This window comes from Pseudonocardia petroleophila, from assembly GCF_014235185.1.
GTDB classification, from domain to species: Bacteria; Actinomycetota; Actinomycetes; order Mycobacteriales; family Pseudonocardiaceae; genus Pseudonocardia; species Pseudonocardia petroleophila.
This window is the reverse complement of record NZ_CP060131.1, coordinates 3,782,767-3,800,563: the sequence shown is the minus strand read 5'-3', so window position 1 is coordinate 3,800,563 and position 17,797 is coordinate 3,782,767. Positions and strand designations below refer to the sequence as shown.

Below are 17,797 nucleotides of genomic sequence, written 5' to 3'. Positions count from 1 at the left end.
TCCGCCGTCCGGCGGCGCGTCACCGTGAAGGTAGGAGCGGACATGGAACTGCACGAGACCGAGGAACGGCTCGACCTGCGCAAGGCGGTCACCGAGATCGCCCGGGACTTCGGGCACGACTACTACGTGACCAAGTCACTGGCCGGTGAGAAGAGCTCCGAGCTGTGGAACGCCGTGGGCAAACAGGGCTTCCTGGGCGTCAACATCACCGAGGAGTACGGCGGCGGCGGCGGCGGGATCTACGACATGCAGATCGTCGGCGAGGAGCTGGCCGCGGCCGGGTGCCCGCTGCTGATGACGGTGGTCTCCCCGACCATCTGCGGGACGATCATCCAGGCCTACGGCAGCGACGAGCTCAAGGCGCGCTGGCTGCCGGGCATCGCCAGCGGCGAGGTCATCATGTCGTTCGCGATCACCGAGCCGGACGCCGGCTCCAACTCGCACAACATCGCCACGCACGCCAAGAAGGTCGGCGGCGAGTGGGTGCTCAACGGCACCAAGTACTACATCTCCGGCGTCGACGAGGCCGAGGCCATCCTGGTCGTCACCCGCACCTCCACCGACGACCGCGGCCGCGGCCGGCTGAGCCTGATCGTGGTCCCCACCGACGCGCCGGGGCTGACGAGGACCGTCATCCCGGTGCAGGCCGTCACCCCGGAGAAGCAGTTCACCCTGTTCTTCGACGACGTGCGGGTGCCCGCGGAGAACCTCATCGGCGAGGAGAACGACGGCCTGCGCCAGGTGTTCATGGGCCTGAACCCGGAGCGCATCATGGGCGCGGCGCTGGGCAACGGCATCGGCCGCTACGCGCTGGACAAGGCCTCGGCCTACGCCCGGGAGCGCAAGGTCTGGGACGTGCCGATCGGCGCGCACCAGGGCGTGTCCCACCCGCTCGCGCACGCCAAGATCCAGGTCGAGCTGGCCCGGTTGATGACCCAGCGGGCCGCGTCGCTGCACGACGCGGGCGACCCGGGTTCCGGCGAGGCCTCGAACATGGCCAAGTACGCGGCGGCCGAGGCCGGCATCCTGGCGCTGGACCAGGCCATCCAGACCCACGGCGGCAACGGCATGGCCACCGAGTACGGCCTGGCCACGCTGTGGGGCCCGGCCCGACTGATGCGCACCGCACCGATCAGCCGCGAGATGATCCTGAACTACGTGGCCCAGCACAGCCTCAAGCTGCCCCGCTCGTACTGACGCACACCGACCGGCAGGCTCCGCCGCGGCGGAGCCTGCCGACGATCGTCCGCGGCCGTCGGGGCTCGGGCCGCCACTGGAACCCACTCATCGACGAGCAGCCGTCGCGGGACGGCGAGGAGCAGGTATGGATCGCGGTATCGGTCACTGGGTCACCCGGCGGGCCTTCCTCCACGGCGAGCGCACCGCGTTCGTGTCCGGGGACGACCACTACAGCTACACCGACGTCGACCGGCGCACCGACCAGGTCGCGTCGGCACTGCGTGACCTGGGCGTCCGCAAGGGGGACCGGGTGGCGGTCCTGCTGGTCAACTCCGTGGAGTTCATGGAGCTGCTGCTGGGCTGCGCGAAGATCGGCGCGATCACCGTGCCGATCAACGTACGGCTGGCCGGGCCCGAGATCGGGTACATCCTGGCCGACTCCGGGGCCGACGTCTTCGCCTTCCACGAGCCGCTCGCGGACGGGGCCGTGGCCGCGCTCGCCGAGCCGGGGGTGCGGGTCCGGCACCGGATCCGCGTGTGGGGCCCGGCCCGCGACGGCGAGATCGGCTACGACGCGTTCCTGTCCGGCGGGGCCGCCGAACCCTTCCACGGTGACGTCGACGGCAGCGACGTGGCGTTCATCATGTACACCTCGGGCACCACCGGCCGCCCCAAGGGTGCCATGCTCACCCACGACAACCTGCTGTGGAACGCGGTCAACGTGCTCGGCACCGCCCATGGCCTGCGTGGCAGCGACGTGACCGTGGCCGTGGCCCCGATGTTCCACATCGGCGGTCTCGGGGTGCACACCCTCCCGCTGCTCTACGCCGGCGGCACCAGCGTCATCCTGCCCTCGTTCGACCCGGTGGGGACGCTCAAGGCGATGGCGGAGAGCCGGGCGACCGTGCAGTTCATGGTCCCGGCGATGTGGTCGGCCCTCACCCGGGTGCCGGACTTCGACAGCTACGACCTGTCGGCGCTGAAGCTGGCCATGGGGGGTGGGTCGCCGGTCCCGCTGACCGTGATCGACTTCATGCAGCAGCGCGGCGTGCCGTTCAGCGAGGGTTTCGGGATGACCGAGACCGCGCCGCTGGTGTCGATCCTGGAGACCGACCACGTCACCGCCAAGGCCGGGTCGATCGGGCGCGTGGCGGTGCACGTCGACGCGCGGATCGTCGACCCCGACGACCGGGACCTGCCCCCCGACACCGTCGGGGAGCTGCTGGTGCGCGGGCGCAACGTGTTCGTCGGGTACTGGATGAAGCCGGCGGCCACAGCGGAGGCCTTCCGCAGCGGCTGGTTCCACACCGGCGACCTGGGCCGGATCGACCCCGAGGGCTTCATCACGCTGGTGGACCGCAAGAAGGACATGATCATCTCCGGTGGGGAGAACGTCTACCCGATCGAGGTGGAGCAGGTGCTGTTCCAGCACCCCGGCGTGCTCGACGCCGCCGTCGTCGGCGGGCCGGACGAGAAGTGGGGGGAGCGGGTCGTCGCCGTCGTGGTAGCCGACCCCGCGGCCGGTGCGGAGCCCGCGGCCGAGGACCTGATCGCCTGGTGCCGCGACCGGCTGGCGCACTTCAAGTGCCCGCGCGAGGTGCACCTGGTGGCGGAGCTGCCCCGCAACGCCACCGGAAAGCTGCTCAAGACCGAGCTGCGCAAGCGGTTCACCGGGGTCGAGGGAGGCGTCGTCCAGCGCTGACGGCGGCGCCCCGGCGGCCCGCCTCCGGACCGCGCGGCAACCGCGGTCCGGAGGCGGATCGGATCCCGACACGCGCGGGCGGTGCTAGCCGGCCGCCGGGACCGCCGCGGTGAACTCGTCGGTGCCCAGGGGCACTTCGGTGTCCAGCAGGGCGTCGCCGTATACCTGCTGCAGCGTCGCGAGCATCTCCTCGAGCGGCAGGTCGGTGTAGACCCCGCGGTCGTGGACGTACTCCATGTACGCACTGCCCTCGGCGGTGTACTCGTGCAGCAGGGCGTCCGAGCGGCCGTCGAACGCCATCGGCTCGACACCGAACCGCGCGCACAACTCCGCGTTGAAGGCCGGGGTGGCCTTGACCCACCGGCCCTCCAGGAACAGGTCGGTATAGCCGTGGAACACGAACAGGTCGACCCCGTTCATCTTCTTCTTGAGGCGCTCGGTCTGGAGGTGGTTGCGCACGTCGGCGAATCCGAGGCGCGCCGGGATGCCGGCCGCCCGCGCCGCCGCGGCGAGCAGAACCGCCTTCGGCACGCACCAGGAACGCCCGGCCTCCAGCACCGCGCTGGCCCGGTAGCTCGCCGGGTCGGTGCTCGTGGCGAACGGGTCGTACCAGATCCGGTCGCGGACCACCTCGAACAGCAGGACCGCCCGTGTCACGGGGTCGGTCTCGTCGCCGACGACCTCGGCGGCGAAGGCGCGAACCGTGGCCGAGTCGGAGTCCACGAACCGCCCTGAGGCGAGGTACTCATCGGTGCTCATCTACCGGAGAGTAACGACCGGGACGGCCGTGTGTCTCGCGCCGGGGACACGGATCACGTGGGCCGTGACCTGCCGGCGGCCGTCGACCCGACGCCGTGGGGTGCACTGCCGAGCGTGGGCCGAGCGGCCGGGACGCGGGCCGCCTGCTCGGGGGTGTCGGGCCGCCGGAACGATCGATGCGAGCGGTCGGTGCGTGGTCGCTGCGGCAGGATCCCGCCACGCCGATACGATGGCCCCGTTCGGCCCGCACGGGTACGACGTCCGACGGCATGCCTGGGAGGTGACGACGTGGCCGGGTTCCGACGCACCGTGCTCCTCGAGGTCGCCACCGAGCTGTTCTCCCGGCAGGGTTACCACGCGGTCGGTATCGACGACATCGGCGCGGCCGCGGGCGTCACCGGCCCGGCGGTGTACCGCCATTTCCAGAACAAGGACGCCATCCTCCGCGAGCTGTGCAACACGGCGATGACGGAGCTGCTCGCCGGGGCGCGGCGCGCCGCCCAGGCAGGCGATGCGGAGCACATCCTGAGCGCCCTGATCTCCGTGCACGCCGGATTCGGGTCACGTCACCGTCGGCTGGTGGCGGTGTACGTCCGCGAGCACCGGGCGCTGTCCCCGATCGCGCTGCGCGCGCTGCGCCGCCGCCAGCACGACTACGAGGCGATCTGGTCCGGGGCGCTCAGGCAGATGCGGTCCGACCTGAACGCCGCAGAGGCCGCCGGCGTGGTCACCGCCGTGCTGTCACTGATCAACGCCGCCGCCCACATGCCGGCCGAGCTCGACGACACCGCGGTGGAGCGGCTGCTGAGCACCGGCGCCGCGGCGGTTCTGCTGGCCCGACCCGCCGACATCGACTCCGCCGCGGGCTGACCCGACGCATGCACGGCAGTGCGACTCCGGCCGCCGTGAGGACGTGGACACCGTCCGCCCCAGGTCACCCGGCGGCGGAGACCAGCCGTCCGGGATCTCCCTGCTGCGTGGGCGACGTTAACCGTGGTAAACCTAACGTGTGGTCGGCGGCGACACCAACGGTCGGGTCGAGCACGCAGGGCCGGGTCCGTACCGGCCGGGACACAACCAGTGGAGGACGGATGGAGAGCACTCGCCGACTCCGGCGCGGGCCGGTCACCGACGAGATGGTGGCCAAGGCGCTGGAGGCCGTACTGGCCGATCTCGCGGCACACCGCGGCGTGGACCTCGCCGACCCGGCCGGGCGGGCGCACCTGCTGGCCAGCCTCGACGAGACCCTGCGCCCGATGACGCAGACCGCCGTCAACGACGTCCGCGCCGGTGGGGCGAGCTGGAGCCAGGTCGGCGATCTCTTCGGGGTGTCGGCCTCCGCGGCCTGGGGGCGGTTCCGGGAGATCCCGCTCGAAGCGGTCCCGTGGCCACCCCCGCTGGACTGACCGGAGGTCGCGTCGGACCCGAGCCCGGCGCATCTGTACCACGTCGCTTCGCAACGCTAATGTTCGATCGTCCTCGGCCGGACCTCCACCCCGCTGCCGGCCGGCCGATCCAGTCGCTCTCCCCGGGAGTACCCATGCCAGACGAGGTCCGCGCCGAGATCGTCGCCAGCGTGTGGAAGGTGTGCGTACAGGTGGGCGAGGCGGTGCAGGCCGGCGACGTGCTGGCGATCCTGGAGTCGATGAAGATGGAGATCCCGGTGCACGCCGAGACGGCCGGAACGGTGCGCACGCTCTCCGTCTGCGAGGGCGAGTCGGTCACCGAGGGCCAGCTGCTGGTCGTGCTCGGGTAGTGCCCGGCCGGTGGACCGGGATACGGTCGGGACAATCATCATACTGATCATCCCGATGACGCACATCCAGTAGAGCGGAGCAGCGACGTGCACTACGCCTTCGACGCCGACCAGGAAACCTTCCGGCGCGAGCTCGCCACCTTCGCGCAGAAGGTCCTCGCCCCGCACTACCAGCCCGACGACCGGGCGGGCCGGATGCGCCCGGAACTCCCCCGGGAGATGGCCTCGATGGGCCTCACCGGGCTGCGCGTCCCGGAGCGCTTCGGCGGCCAGGAGGCGGATGCCGTCACCACCGGCCTGGCGGCCGAGGAGGTGTCCCGGGCAGATATCAACGCCTGCTACATCCTGCTGGTCGCCGCGCTGAACGCCGACATCCTGGTCGGCAACGCCAGCGAGGAGCAGCTGGCCCGCTGGCTGCCGCCGATCGCCGACGGCTCGGCGCTCTCGGCCCTGGTGCTGACCGAGCCCGAGCACGGGTCCGACGCGGCCAACCTCTCCCTGCGCGCGCAGCCTGACGGGGCGGGCTGGCGGCTCACCGGGGAGAAGACCTCGATCTCGATGGGCATGCTCGCCGACACAGGCATCGTCTTCGCCCGGACAGGCGGGTCGGGCGCCCGTGGCGTCAGCGCGTTCTACGTCGACCTGCACGACGACCGGATCTCCCGGACCGCGCTCGACGACCACGGCGGCCGGGCGATCGGGCGCGCGTCGCTGCACTTCGACTCCGTGCCGGTGGGTCGCGACGAGCTGATCGGGCAGGAGGGTGCCGGCTTCGTCTCGGTGATGCAGGGCTTCGACTACTCCCGCGCGGTGATCGGCCTGATGTGCGTCGGGATCGCCGAGGCGGCGCTGGACGACGCCCTGGACTACGCCCGCACGCGGGAGGCCTTCGGCGGCCCGATCGGGCGCAACCAGGGTGTGGCGTTCCCCCTGGTGGAGCAGGCCACGCGCCTCGCCGGCGCCCGCCACATCTGCTACGAGGCCCTGTGGCGCAAGGACCAGGGCCTGGACCACACGGTGGCCGCGAACATGGCGAAGTGGTTCGCGCCCAAGACAGCGGGCGAGGTCGTACACCAGGCGCTGCTGACCTTCGGGCATGCCGGGTGGGGCAGCGACAGCCCCCAGGGCCAGCGGCTGCGCGACGTGATGGCCTTCGAGATCGCCGACGGCACCGCTCAGGTCGCGAAGCTGGTGGTCGCCCGGCACCTCCTGGGCCGCAAGTTCGCTCCGTAGCGAGACCTGGAGTGGCCGGGCTGCTGCCCGCCGGGCGTCAGGCCGGGGACGGAGACCTCGACGAGCACCCCTGCGGTCGGCCGCCGGCCCGAGCGGCGTCACCGGTGACGACGCGCGCTCCGCGACGATTAGCCCTCCGGCTCGCGCCACGTGGCGCAGGGGAACCGACATGTGGAACGGGCTCGAATGCGTGTTAGCGTGGCGGAGCCTGTCACCGCACGACATCGGGGGGCCTCCTTGGCCAGGACCACCGACGACGCCGCGGTGCCGAGCGCCGACCGGCGCGACCGCCGCGTGGCCACCCGCCGACGCATGATTCTCACCGCGGCCGCCAGTTCGATGGCCGAGCACGGCTACGAGCGGGTGACCCTGGAGCAGATCGGCGAGCAGGTCGGGCTGTCGGCCACGGGCCTCTACCACTACGTCGGCGGCAAGGAGGACATCCTCGCGCAGCTGATGACCGACACGATCGACGAGATCGGCCTCGACATCGAGACCCTGTCGGCGGGCTCGGACGATCCCGAGGTTCTGCTGCGGGCGTTCGTCCGAGCGCATCTGCGGGTCGCGGTCACGACGCCGGCGGGTCGCGTCCTGAGCAACCACCAGGACATCGTGGTCAGCGAGACCTACAGCGACGCCATCCGCTACGCCCGCCGCCGCCACGAACGCCGGCTCGAATCGATCATCGCGGATGGCGCCACCGGGTCGGCCTTCCGTGCCGTCGACCCCCGAACGACAGCGCGGTTCGTCCTCGGCGCACTCAATGGCGTCCCGCGGTGGGCCGGCCCGCACGCCACCACCGCCGACACCGACGCCATCGCCGAGCAGCTCATCGAGCTCCTGATCACCGGCATCGGATCCGGCACCGCAGGTTCCTGACCTCCGGCATGCGTCCGGGCCGGCTGGCCACCATCAGCAGCATGCCGCGGACATCGCCTTCGCACCGAAGCTGCCCGGCGACTGCCGAGCCCGCCGGCCGTCGAGGTCGGGCTCGCCTCGGCTACGCGGACGGGGAACACTCCGGCCTGCTACTGACCGCAGGAGCGCCGCCGCCGGGACGAACCGGCCACCGGGTCGTCGACACCACCTGAATGGTCCGCGAGGAGCTCTGAGCCGCCCGCGAGGGCGGACCGATCGACCAGTCAGGCCATCGCGGCGAGCCGGTCCCGCACGCCGGCGAGCCGCTCGTACTGCCCCAGGACGTCGACGGCGGTCGGCATCATCACGAACGCCTCGGCCCCGGCGTCACGATACCGGGCCAGTGCGTCGGCCACGCGGTCCTCGCTACCGATCACGCACCACCGCTCGATGGCCTCGACGGGCATGCCGTACTGGCCGGCGACGAACCGCTCCAGCTCCCGTCGACCCGTCTCGGCATCGTCGGTGACGTGCACGAACACCAGCATGATGGTGGTGCACACCGGGCGGCGGAACTCCTCGGCGTGCGCCCGCAGCTGCTCGATCGCGCTGCGCACCCGCTCGGGTTCAAGCCACACCGCGAACCAGCCCTCGGCGAACCGTGCGGCGCGGCGCACCGCGTGGGCGGATCGGCCGCCGACCACCAGCGGGGGCCGCGAGGACGGCACCGGTTCCAGTCTGGGCGAGCGCACCGGCAACAGCGGGCCGGCATGGTCCACGGCCTCGCCGCGCAGCAGCGCATCGACGATGCCGATGGCCTCGTCGAGCCGGCGGCCCCGCTGTGCCACGGGGTAGCCGGCGGCCTCGAACTCGGCCGGGTTCTCCCCGCCCACGCCGACCCCGACGACGAGGCGGTCCGGCGCGAGCGCGGCGATCGTTCCGAGCTGCTTGGCGGTCCACACCGGGTTGCGCATCGGCAGCAGCAGCACGCCGGTGCCCAGCACCAGCCGCTGTGTGACCGCGGCGACCGCTGCCAGCGCTCCGCACGGTTCCAGGATCGGTGGGTGGAAGCTCAGGTGGTCGCCGACCCAACCCGAGTCGAACCCGAGGTCCTCCGCCAGCCGCGCGGCGGCCAGCAGCGGCGGTGTCCCCAGCCGCAGCGGGTCGAAGTTCGGCAGCATCACTCCGAACCCGGACGCCCGCACCTCCAATGGGACGCTCACGCGGCACCGACCTGGCCCAGCTCGCCCCCGTCGATCCGCGCGGTCAGCTCGCGCTTGAGGATCTTCCCGACCGGGTTGACCGGCAGCGCGTCGATCAGGTGATAGGTCTTGGGGATCTCGAATCCCGCGAGCTTGCCGCGGCAGAACGCGATGAGCTCACTCGGATCCACCGCCGCCCCCTCGGCCGGCACGACGCAGGCGCACACCCGCTCGCCCCACTTCTCGTCGTGCGCACCGACGACCGCCACCTCGCGCACGGCGGGATGCTCGACCAGAACGCTCTCGACGCGCACGGCGTAGACGTTCTCGCCGCCGGTCTTGATCACTTCCTTCCCCCGGCCCTCGAAGTAGAAGTACCCGTCCGGGTCGCGGCGCAGCATGTCGCCGGTGTGGAACCACCCGCCACGCCAGGCGCGCGCGGTCTCCTCGGGATCGGCGAAGTACTCCGGTATCACCGACGCGCCGCGCAGCAACAGCTCACCGGGGGTGTCGGGGGGCACGTCACGGTCCTCGTCGTCCACCAGGCGCCACTCGAGCCGCGCATCCAGCCGCCCGACGGACTGGCGGCGTTCGAAGATGTCCTTGCCGCGCAGCAGGCAGGTCGTGGTGTTCTCGGTCTGGGAGTACAGGTAGAACAGCTCGGTGTCGGGCAGGTACTTCGCGACGACGTCGCGGTTGAAGAAGTTGCCGCCGGGCACGAACAGCTTCGTGATGCTCGACAGGTCGTAGTCGTCGATGCCGGCGTCGACGAGCCAGTTGAACAGCACCGGCGGCATCAGGAAGACGTAGCTGACCCGCTCCCGGTCGATGATCGAGAGGAACTCGGTGGGGTCGAACTTGGGCGTGACGATCGTGGAGGCCCCGACGATCATGTGCGTCAGGGTGGTGACCAGGATGGAGGCGTGGTAGGGCGGCATCGGGTGCAGGCAGACGTCCTGCGGCCGGAAGCCGATGTTCCACTGGAACGCGTAGTGGTTCTGCAGCACGGTCGCGTGGGTGTGCACGCCGAGCTTGGGCAGGCCGGTCGTGCCGCCGGTGGAGAACAGGATCACCGGGTCGTCGTCGCCGACGCCGACCGGGAGCGGCACCCCCGCACCCGAGGCCACCAGGTCCTCGTAGGCCAGCACGCCGTCCGCGGTGGGCGGTGGCCCGATCTCCACGACCGTCGCGATCCCGGCCAGCATCCCGGCGGCGCGCATCGCCGCGACGCGGTCGCGGTGGTCGGGACCGACCACCAGAACCCGGGCGCCGCACTTGGCGACCAGTGCGTCGATCTCGTCGTCGACGCGGCGGGTGACCATCGGCGCCAGGACCGTGCCGGCCTTCGCGCAGGCGAAGAACAGCTCCGGCATCTCCACGCAGTTCTCCAGGACCGCCGCGACGACGTCGCCGCGCCCGAGACCCAGCCCGGCGAAGCCACCGGCCAACCCGGTGGTCCGCAGTTCCAGCTCGGGGTAGGTCAGCGAGCAGTCGCCGACCGTGATCGCGGACTTGGCGGGGAACTCCTGCGCGTGCGAGGTGATGAAACGCCCGAGGTTCATCGTCATGCCGGGGCACCTTCCGGTCGGCGCCGTACCGGCGCGCTGGGGGTGAGCACGAAACCGTCGTAGCCGCTCGCCGTGACCGCGTCACACGCCGTGCGGTAGGCCCCGACACCGGCGACGTAGGGGTACCCGACGCGCGGTTTGCCGGGCACGTCGGCGCCGGTCCACCAGGAGTCCACCGCGCCGAGCAGCGTGCGCGCCGCGACGCGCGCGGCGTGCTCGACCCAGCCGTCCTCGGCCTCGACCGTCGGCTCGATCAGGACGTGACCGTTGCGGAGCATGTGATCGAGGCACCCGGCGATCCAGTCGACGTGCTGCTCGATGCAGGTGGGCATGTTGGAGAACACCGACGGGCTGAGCGGGCCGGTGATCGTGAACAGGTTCGGGAAGCCCGCGGACATCAGGCCAAGGAGGGTGCGGGGCCCGTCGATCCACTTCTGCCGGAGCGCGACACCGTCGCGTCCGACGACGTCCATCGCCAGCATGGATCCGGTCATGGCGTCGAATCCGGTCGCCAGCACGAGCACGTCGAGTGGGTACTCGGCCTCCGTGGTGCGCAGACCACGTTCGGTCACCTCCACCACGGGGGTCCGGCGCAGGTCGACCAACGTCACGTCGTCGCGGTTGTAGGTCTCGTAGTAGCCGGTGTCGAGGGCCGGGCGCCGGGTACCGAAGGGATGGTCACGCGGGGTGAGCGCCTCTGCGGTGGCCGGATCGCGCACCGCCTCGCCGATCCGGGCCCGCACGAAGTCCGCGGCCACGTCGTTGGCGGCGCGGTCGGTCAGCACGTCGGCGAACCCGCCGAAGACGAACCGCATCCCCCCGGTGTCCCAGAGGCCGCGGTAGAGGTCCTCCCGCTCCGTGGGTGACACCGACAGCGCCGAGCGCGGGTCGACGTCGAACGGGAAGCCACCCAGGGAACGCCGGCAGCGCTCGCGGATCGCGTCGTAGTCGGCCTTCACCGCCGCACCGGTCACCGGGTCGGCCGGTGCGTTGCGCGCCGGAACGCTGTAGTTGGGGGTGCGCTGGAAGACCGTCAGGTGCCCGGCCTGCTCGGCGAGCAGCGGGATCGCCTGCACCCCCGACGAGCCGGTGCCGAGCACCCCGACCCGGCGACCGGCGACGTCCACCGGTTCGTGCGGCCACCGACCGGTGTGCAGCACGGGGCCGCGGAAGTTCCCGACGCCGGGCAGCGCGGAGACGTTCGGCAGCGACAGGCAGCCGACCGCGGAGACCAGGAAGCGGGCCCGCACCTGCTCGCCGGTGTCCGTCCGGACCGACCAGCACGATCCCGCCTGGTCGAACCTCGCCGCCACGACCCGGGTGCTGAACCGGAAATCGCGACGTAGGTCGAACCGGTCCGCGACATGCTCGAGGTAGCGCAGGATCTCCGGCTGCGACGCGTACCGCTCGCTCCATTCCCACTCCTGCTGCAGCTCCGCGGAGAAGGAGTAGGAGTAGTAGACGCTCTCGGAGTCGCAGCGGGCACCCGGGTAGCGGTTCCAGTACCAGGTGCCACCCACCCCGGCGCCCGCCTCGTAGCCACGCGTGCTGAGGCCGAGCCGGCGCAGCCGGTGAAGCATGTAGAGGCCCGCGAACCCGGCTCCGACGACGACCGCGTCGACGATCTCGTCACCGCCGGTGGGGTCGGCGGCCGGGGCGCCCGCCGTGCTCACCGCCGCCCCGCTCCCGTGGCGGCGAACCGGGGCGCGACGAAGGCCGTGCGGCCCGCCTTCCAGAACAACCACTCGCCGAGGTGGGCGGCCACCTCGCGACGCTGCCTGCCGAGCGGGTCGGCACCGGCCGGTGGCTGCTCGAGATGCTCGGTCAGCTGCAGCCAGTAGGTCGCCGGGCCGATCCTGGTCACCACGTGCGCCGGTGCCGACGCCACGACATCGGCCCCGATCAGGTCGACGTAGGCGGGCCCGAGCACCATTCCCCACCAGATCTCCGGGAGCCAGGCCTGCAGGTTCTGCGGCGTCAGGTAGACGAAGCCGGGCGGCTCGCCGTCCGTCGCCGGGGCGGGCAGGACGTCGACATAGCCGAAGTCGGCCCCGAACGCCGTCGAGGCCTCCCGCACGAAGCCGACCATGGCGTCCGGGCCCGCCGCGGCGGCGTCGCACTCGAGCGTGACCGTCGCGTGCGTGTCGGTGGGATAGAACATCGGATGCACACCTCCCCGGACCCGCCCGGGCGGCGGGGACTCCCAGAAGATCTCCCCGGCGGGCTCGCCGTGCGTGGAGCGCAGTGCCCGCGCCGAACCGCCGTCGCCGCGCGGCCCGGGGACCGCCCCGGGAGCGTGCCGCGCCAGGATCGCGAACAGCCGGGCCGGTGTGTCGGGACCGGTGAGCGGGTCCCGGGTGAAGACCTGGGCGACGTGGGTTCCGGTGCCCACCGGGTCCGTGTCCGTGCCCATCTCAGCGACGACGACGCGGCGCCGTACCGGTCACGACCGACCCGTCGCGGACGACACCGCGGGTGCCGCCGCCTCGGGGTAGAACTGGTCCGCCCACCGCCGGTATGCCAGGTACGGCTTGGCCTCCTCCGGCGGCAGCGGGGGCCGCGCGATGTAAGTCATGTGCTCCCACACCACGAGATCCCGGCCCACCTGCCGTCGCAGGTGCTCGATGCGCTTGGCCGCACGTTCGGTCGGCACCACGGCGCCGGGTTCGTGACGCGGCACGAAGTTGGTCATCCGGAGGTCCGAGACGGTGTCGTCGACGGGCGTGATCGACTGGATCTGGACGGTGTCGTCGATGCCCTCGAAGCGGAACAGGGCGATGCCGATCCCCCAGCCCTGGATGTCGAGGTGACCGACCTTCCCACCGGAGGGGGTCAACCAGGTGTCGCCCTTGCCTCGTCCCCAGACCATCCGCTGCCGGGAGTGCCACAGCGGGCCCTCCCCGGAGAACTCGACGATCTCCGGCACGTCCGTCGCCTCGTGGACGTACTTCTGGTGCGCCGAGTCGGCGAGGTTCTCGCCGAGGAACTGCGGTGCCACCGGGCGGTTGAGCCACTCGCCGGTGCAGTGCGGGTGCACCGGGTAGAAGGTGTCGGTGTCGTAGCCGGGAATCAGGGGCAGCTCCCAGGTGGGCTCGGCGCCGGTCGCGTCGTACCAGAGCATGACCAGGCCGTTGACCTCCTGGACCGGCCAGACGGTGACCCGCTGCCCCCGGTTGGGCCTGCTGCTGTAGGGGATCCGGGTGTTGTGCCCCTCGGCGTTCCACTGCCAGCCGTGGAACGGGCAGACGAGCTCGTCGCCGCACACCGACCCGCCGTAGCCCATGTGCGCCCCGAGGTGCGGGCAGTGCGCATCCATGATCGACAACGTGCCGGACTCACCGCGGAAGGCGACGAGGTCGCGACTGAAGTAGCGCAGCGGCACCACCTCGCCGGCCACGAACTCCGCCGACCAGCCCACGTGGAACCAGCCGGTGGGATGGCTGCGGTAGGGGAACCCGCGGCTCGATGCACTCACCATCGGCGGTGACGCGGTGTTGACCATTCGAGAGCCTCCGTCGATCACGACCGGCCGCCACGCCGGGTGCAATGTAACTCGTGATATCGAAGGCCATTCGAACATCGAGGCGATCCGCTGTCAAGGCGCCGGAACCGACCGCGCCCACGGTCAGCCGACGTGCTCGCGGCCGATCAGCTGGCGGGCGATCACGAGCTTCTGGATCTGCGGGGTGCCGTCGCCGATCTGCAGGCCGCTGACGTCGAGCAACAGCTGCTGCAACGGCATCTCGGTGGACCACCCGACGTGGCCGTGCAGCACGATGCAGTCGTTGATGGCCTGCACCGCGATCCGCGGCGCCCACCACTTGCACATCGCGGCCTCCCGCGTGTGCGGCAGGCCCGCGGCGCGCAGGCCGAGCGTCCGGTAGCACAGCCAGCGGGCCGCCTCGAGCTGCGTGTCCCACTCGGCGAGGGTGAACGACACGCCCTGGTAGGTGGCGATCGGCGCGCCGAACGCCTCGCGCCGGCGCACCCAGTCGATCGTGGTGTCCATGGCGCGGCGGGCGGCGCCGATCACCATCAGTCCCAGCAGTGCGCGGGTGAAGTCGAAGTCGGCCAGCTGCGCGGCCAGGCCGCTGCCGCCGTCGGTGATCTCGTGCTCGGCGGGGACGAACGTGTCGTCGAAGCTCAGCCCGACCCGGCTCAGCGGTCGGAAGCCGGGGTCGGCGAACCGCTGCCGGCCGATGCTCGGGTCGTCCAGCGGCACCAGCAGGCGCCTCGTCCCGCGCGACCGCAGCGCGGGGTCGACGGTGCCGACGACGATCGCGTGGGTGGCGTGCGCACCCAACGTGACCGAGGTCTTCTCCCCCGACAACCGGAAACCGCCCTCGACGGGCCGGGCGCGCACCGAGAGCCCGGAGGCGTCGGAACCACCGCGGGGCTCCGTCAGTGCCAGGCACACGACCTGCTCGCCGGCTGCCACCGCGTGCACCACCGGCTCGCCGACGTGCGCCGGCAACCCCGCGAGGAGGCCGTCGAGCAGTACCGACCCGAAGATCAGGTAGGCCAGGTTGAAGTCCGAACGGGCCATCTGCTCGCAGGCGATGCCGACCGTGACGGGGTCCGCGTCCTGTCCGCCGTGAGCAGCCGGGAGCGTCATCCCGAGCAACCCGTGGCGCCCCAGGGCCTTGAGCTCGTCCCAGCACATCTCCTCCGTGGTCGCCCGCGCGAGGTAGCCGTCGTAGAACTCGCGGCGGCCCAGCGCCGCGACCGAGGCCTCGAAGTCGGCGTGCTCGCGCGAGAAGACGAAGAGACTATCTGGTGTACCAGATTGCATTGATCTAGGGTACGAGACCGTGGGAGGCCTGTCGAGCGCCGAGAGCCGGGCCGCCGGTGGCTCCGTCCCCCGGGTGACGGCGCGCCGAATGATGCGCGAGGCCGTCGCGCGGCGACTCGTCCCCGGCGACCGGCTGGCGTCGGAGCCGACCCTGATGAGCTACTTCGACGTCTCGCGCGGCTCGCTGCGGGAGACGCTGCGCGTGCTGTCCTACCTCGGCGCCATCGACGTGCGCAGCGGACCGGGCGGCGGCGCCCGGATCGCTCGGCCGGGGCCGCGTGTCGTGGGCAGCGCGCTGGCCATTGCGCTGCAGTTCCGCGGCACCACGTTGCGCGGGCTGTTGGAGGCGCGAGCGGTGCTGGAGCCCGTCGCGGCCCGGCTGGTCGCGCAGCGGGGGGACACGTCCGACCTCGCGATGCTGCGCGCCTGCCACGACCGTCTCGCCGCCTCCTCGACCGCCGCGCACCGGCAGCGCGAGCGCCTGGAGTTCCACCGGCTCCTGGCCGCGGCCACCGGGAACGACGTGCTGGAGCTGGTCCTCACGGCGCTGGCCTGGATGGGCGACGCGCTGGACCGGACGGGGCCGGGGCCGGGGGACGGATCCGACGAGGCGCGTGGCGCCCTGCTGGCGGCGATCGGGGCGGGCGACGCCGCCGGCGCGGCCGGGCACGCGGCGACCGTGCTCGCCGCCACGACCGGCCGGCTGCGTGACGGCGCGGCGCGAGCCCTCGACGAGCGGGTGCTGTGGCCCGACGTCGACGAGTTGCCCGACATCGAGGACAGGAAGGACGTCGCGACATGGACGTAGCGATCGTGGGTACCGGCATCACCCGGTTCGGCATGTTCGTCGGCACCCGGCTGCGCGAGCTGGCCGCCGAGGCCGCCGACGCGGCGCTGGCCGATGCCGGGGTGCAGCCCGACGAGATCGGGCTGGTCGTGTTCGGCAACGCCGCGGCCGGCGTCCTCACCGGACAGGAGATGATCCGGGCCCACACGGCGCTGGGCGGATCGCGCGTCGCCGGACGGCCGATGGTGTCGGTCGAGAACGCCTGCGCGTCGAGTTCGAGCGCGTTCCACCTCGGGGCGATGGCGGTCTCCTCCGGCGCCTACGACCACGTCCTGGTGGTCGGTGCGGAGAAGATGACCGGCACCGACCGGACGCGCGCCGGGCGGGCACTGGCCACGGCCGTCGACGTCGAGCTGACCGGGGAGCAGGACGGGTCGCGCCCGGTGTTCATGGAGATCTATGCGGCCGAGGCTCGCGCCTACCTGGAACGGACCGGTGCGTCGGCCCGCGACCTGGCGCTGGTCGCGGCCAAGAGCCTGCTCAACGGCAGCCTCAACCCGATCGCGCAGAACCGCACGGCGCTCACCGCGGACGAGATCCTCGCCGCGCGGACGATCGTGGCCCCGCTGACCCGGCCGATGTGCTCCTCGATCGGCGACGGGGCGGCCGCCTGCGTGCTGACCCGGACCGACCTGGCCCGCCGACGCGACCGGCCGTCCGTGCGGGTGCTGGCCTCGGCGGTCGGGGCGGCCCGCGTCGGCGACGCCGGGGACGTGGTCGGGCGCACCGCGCGGGCCGCCTACGAACAGGCCGGCGTCGGCCCGGACGGGATCGACCTGTTCGAGGTGCACGACGCCGCGTCGCCCGCCGAGCTGGTGATCGCCGAGGAGATCGGCATCGCCGCGGCCGGCGAGGGCGCCCGGCTCGCCCGTGACGGCGCCACGGGCATCGGCGGCACGCGGCCGGTGAACGTGTCCGGCGGACTGCTGGCCCGGGGCCACCCGATCGGCGCCACCGGGGCGGCGCAGATCGTCGAGCTCGCCGACCAGCTGCGCGGGCGGGGCGGGGCTCGCCAGGTGCGGCAGGCACGGATCGGCCTCGCCGAGAACGCCGGTGGCTCCCTGGGCGACGGGCCCGCCGCCTGCGTCGTCACGATCCTGGCCGCCGTCGGGTGACGGCGGCGCCGGCGCGTCATCGCGCCGGGCCGTGCGACATATGGAATGACATTCGACATCGGGTGCTAGCATCGGCAGGCCCAGTCGCGACCGACCCAGGAGGGCGCATGACCAGGACCCGCGACCCGGACGTGACCGGTCCGGACCGGCGCGGTCGGCGCGCGGCGACCCGGCGCACCATGATCCTCAACGCCGCCGCCACCTCGATGGCCCTGCACGGCTACGAGCGGGTGACCCTGGAGCAGATCGGCGAGCAGGTCGGGCTCTCGGCCACGGGCCTCTACCACTACGTCAGCGGCAAGGAGGACATCCTCGCCCAGCTGCTGACCGACACGATCGAGGAGATCGGCCGCGAGACCGACCGGCTCGCCGACGGCTCCGTCGACCCGCTGGTGTTGCTGCGGGCCTTCGTCCGTGCGCACCTGCGGGTCGCGGTGACCACGCCGGCCGGGCGCGTGCTGAGCAACCATCAGGACATCGTGGTCAGCGACACCTACAGCGACACCATTCGTGAGGCACGCCGCCGCCACGAGCGACGACTCGAGTCGATCATCGCGGATGGCGCCGCGGAACAGGTCTTCCGCGCTCCCGACCCGCACAACACCGCCCGGTTCGTCCTCGGCGCCCTCAACGGCGTGCCGCGGTGGGCCGGTTCCCAGGCCACCGCGGTGCTGACCGACTCCATCGCGGAGCAACTCGTCGACCACCTGATCAACGGCATCGGAACCGGGCCGGACACAGCCGGGGGCTGACCGCCGCACCCGCCACGTCGAACCACGAAGGAGT

General features: G+C 72.1%; 17 protein-coding genes. 10 read left to right on the top strand and 7 right to left on the bottom strand.

The features are described 5' to 3' along the window. Positions 1-42 precede the first annotated feature (42 nt). Both H6H00_RS18985 and H6H00_RS18980 read left to right on the top strand, forming a co-directional pair. Positions 43-1,197, top strand: a complete 1,155-nt coding sequence (locus H6H00_RS18985; protein WP_185717087.1) for an acyl-CoA dehydrogenase family protein — start codon at positions 43-45, stop codon at positions 1,195-1,197. 127 nt (positions 1,198-1,324) lie between these two features. After that, positions 1,325-2,881 carry an acyl-CoA synthetase gene (locus H6H00_RS18980; protein ID WP_185717086.1) on the top strand — a complete coding sequence of 519 codons (1,557 nt, stop codon included), beginning with the start codon at positions 1,325-1,327 and terminating at the stop codon, positions 2,879-2,881. Between the two features lie 84 nt (positions 2,882-2,965). Here H6H00_RS18980 and H6H00_RS18975 read toward each other — a convergent pair whose 3' ends face one another. Then, a complete protein-coding gene (locus H6H00_RS18975) occupies positions 2,966-3,640 on the bottom strand; it encodes a transglutaminase domain-containing protein (RefSeq protein ID WP_185717085.1) in 675 nt (224 codons plus the stop codon). A gap of 288 nt (positions 3,641-3,928) precedes the next feature. Here H6H00_RS18975 and H6H00_RS18970 point away from each other — a divergent pair, with 288 nt between their 5' ends. From H6H00_RS18970 to H6H00_RS18950, 5 genes are all read left to right on the top strand, one after another. Further along, positions 3,929-4,510, top strand: a complete 582-nt coding sequence (locus tag H6H00_RS18970; protein ID WP_185717084.1) for a TetR/AcrR family transcriptional regulator — start codon at positions 3,929-3,931, stop codon at positions 4,508-4,510. 221 nt (positions 4,511-4,731) lie between these two features. Next, a complete protein-coding gene (locus H6H00_RS18965; protein WP_185717083.1) occupies positions 4,732-5,046 on the top strand; it encodes a hypothetical protein in 315 nt (104 codons plus the stop codon). A gap of 134 nt (positions 5,047-5,180) precedes the next feature. Next, positions 5,181-5,396 (top strand): biotin/lipoyl-binding carrier protein, encoded by a 216-nt coding sequence (locus H6H00_RS18960; RefSeq protein WP_185717082.1) that lies wholly within the window; start codon positions 5,181-5,183, stop codon positions 5,394-5,396. Positions 5,397-5,483: 87 nt separating this feature from the next. After that, the gene (locus H6H00_RS18955) at positions 5,484-6,629 is read left to right on the top strand and encodes an acyl-CoA dehydrogenase family protein (RefSeq protein WP_185717081.1); all 1,146 of its coding nucleotides are present in this window, start codon (positions 5,484-5,486) and stop codon (positions 6,627-6,629) included. Positions 6,630-6,779: 150 nt separating this feature from the next. Next, positions 6,780-7,508, top strand: a complete 729-nt coding sequence (locus tag H6H00_RS18950; RefSeq protein WP_185717080.1) for a TetR/AcrR family transcriptional regulator — start codon at positions 6,780-6,782, stop codon at positions 7,506-7,508. A 263-nt stretch (positions 7,509-7,771) separates the two neighbouring features. On the opposite strand, the gene H6H00_RS18945 is transcribed toward H6H00_RS18950, so the two are convergent. The 6 genes from H6H00_RS18945 to H6H00_RS18920 all read right to left on the bottom strand — a co-directional run bounded on the left by H6H00_RS18945 (position 7,772) and on the right by H6H00_RS18920 (position 15,049). Then, positions 7,772-8,710 (bottom strand): LLM class flavin-dependent oxidoreductase, encoded by a 939-nt coding sequence (locus H6H00_RS18945; RefSeq protein ID WP_185717079.1) that lies wholly within the window; start codon positions 8,708-8,710, stop codon positions 7,772-7,774. Beyond that, on the bottom strand, positions 8,707-10,257 hold the full coding sequence (locus H6H00_RS18940) for a class I adenylate-forming enzyme family protein (protein ID WP_185717078.1): 1,551 nt from the start codon (positions 10,255-10,257) through the stop codon (positions 8,707-8,709). Before H6H00_RS18940 ends, H6H00_RS18945 begins: the two co-directional genes overlap by 4 nt. Next, complete coding sequence (locus tag H6H00_RS18935) at positions 10,254-11,930, bottom strand: flavin-containing monooxygenase (RefSeq protein ID WP_255425260.1); 1,677 nt, start codon at positions 11,928-11,930, stop codon at positions 10,254-10,256. Before H6H00_RS18935 ends, H6H00_RS18940 begins: the two co-directional genes overlap by 4 nt. Beyond that, positions 11,927-12,670, bottom strand: coding sequence for a hypothetical protein (locus H6H00_RS18930; RefSeq protein WP_185717077.1), 744 nt, complete (start codon positions 12,668-12,670; stop codon positions 11,927-11,929). The genes H6H00_RS18935 and H6H00_RS18930 overlap by 4 nt, the downstream gene beginning before the upstream one ends. 30 nt (positions 12,671-12,700) lie before the next feature. Next, positions 12,701-13,759: a Rieske 2Fe-2S domain-containing protein gene (locus H6H00_RS18925; protein ID WP_185717076.1), complete on the bottom strand. Its 1,059-nt coding sequence runs from the start codon at positions 13,757-13,759 to the stop codon at positions 12,701-12,703. 123 nt (positions 13,760-13,882) lie between these two features. Further along, positions 13,883-15,049, bottom strand: a complete 1,167-nt coding sequence (locus H6H00_RS18920; RefSeq protein WP_185717075.1) for an acyl-CoA dehydrogenase family protein — start codon at positions 15,047-15,049, stop codon at positions 13,883-13,885. Between the two features lie 19 nt (positions 15,050-15,068). Here H6H00_RS18920 and H6H00_RS18915 point away from each other — a divergent pair, with 19 nt between their 5' ends. From H6H00_RS18915 to H6H00_RS18905, 3 genes are all read left to right on the top strand, one after another. After that, on the top strand, positions 15,069-15,857 hold the full coding sequence (locus tag H6H00_RS18915) for a FadR/GntR family transcriptional regulator (RefSeq protein WP_185717074.1): 789 nt from the start codon (positions 15,069-15,071) through the stop codon (positions 15,855-15,857). Then, entirely contained in the window at positions 15,848-17,011 is a 1,164-nt protein-coding gene (locus tag H6H00_RS18910; RefSeq protein ID WP_185717073.1) for a thiolase family protein, read from the top strand. Before H6H00_RS18915 ends, H6H00_RS18910 begins: the two co-directional genes overlap by 10 nt. A 107-nt stretch (positions 17,012-17,118) precedes the next feature. After that, positions 17,119-17,763 (top strand): TetR/AcrR family transcriptional regulator, encoded by a 645-nt coding sequence (locus tag H6H00_RS18905; protein ID WP_185717072.1) that lies wholly within the window; start codon positions 17,119-17,121, stop codon positions 17,761-17,763. The last annotated feature ends 34 nt before the right edge of the window (positions 17,764-17,797 follow it).

Excerpts from the sequence above, each read along its gene's own strand:
- H6H00_RS18985 (WP_185717087.1), top strand. The coding sequence starts at position 43 with ATGGAACTGCACGAGACCGAGGAACGGCTCGACCTGCGCAAGGCGGTC.
- H6H00_RS18980 (WP_185717086.1), top strand. The coding sequence starts at position 1,325 with ATGGATCGCGGTATCGGTCACTGGGTCACCCGGCGGGCCTTCCTCCAC.
- H6H00_RS18975 (WP_185717085.1), bottom strand. The coding sequence starts at position 3,640 with ATGAGCACCGATGAGTACCTCGCCTCAGGGCGGTTCGTGGACTCCGAC.
- H6H00_RS18965 (WP_185717083.1), top strand. The coding sequence starts at position 4,732 with ATGGAGAGCACTCGCCGACTCCGGCGCGGGCCGGTCACCGACGAGATG.
- H6H00_RS18960 (WP_185717082.1), top strand. The coding sequence starts at position 5,181 with ATGCCAGACGAGGTCCGCGCCGAGATCGTCGCCAGCGTGTGGAAGGTG.
- H6H00_RS18940 (WP_185717078.1), bottom strand. The coding sequence starts at position 10,257 with ATGACGATGAACCTCGGGCGTTTCATCACCTCGCACGCGCAGGAGTTC.
- H6H00_RS18930 (WP_185717077.1), bottom strand. The coding sequence starts at position 12,670 with ATGGGCACGGACACGGACCCGGTGGGCACCGGAACCCACGTCGCCCAG.
- H6H00_RS18925 (WP_185717076.1), bottom strand. The coding sequence starts at position 13,759 with ATGGTCAACACCGCGTCACCGCCGATGGTGAGTGCATCGAGCCGCGGG.
- H6H00_RS18920 (WP_185717075.1), bottom strand. The coding sequence starts at position 15,049 with ATGCAATCTGGTACACCAGATAGTCTCTTCGTCTTCTCGCGCGAGCAC.
- H6H00_RS18910 (WP_185717073.1), top strand. The coding sequence starts at position 15,848 with ATGGACGTAGCGATCGTGGGTACCGGCATCACCCGGTTCGGCATGTTC.
- H6H00_RS18905 (WP_185717072.1), top strand. The coding sequence starts at position 17,119 with ATGACCAGGACCCGCGACCCGGACGTGACCGGTCCGGACCGGCGCGGT.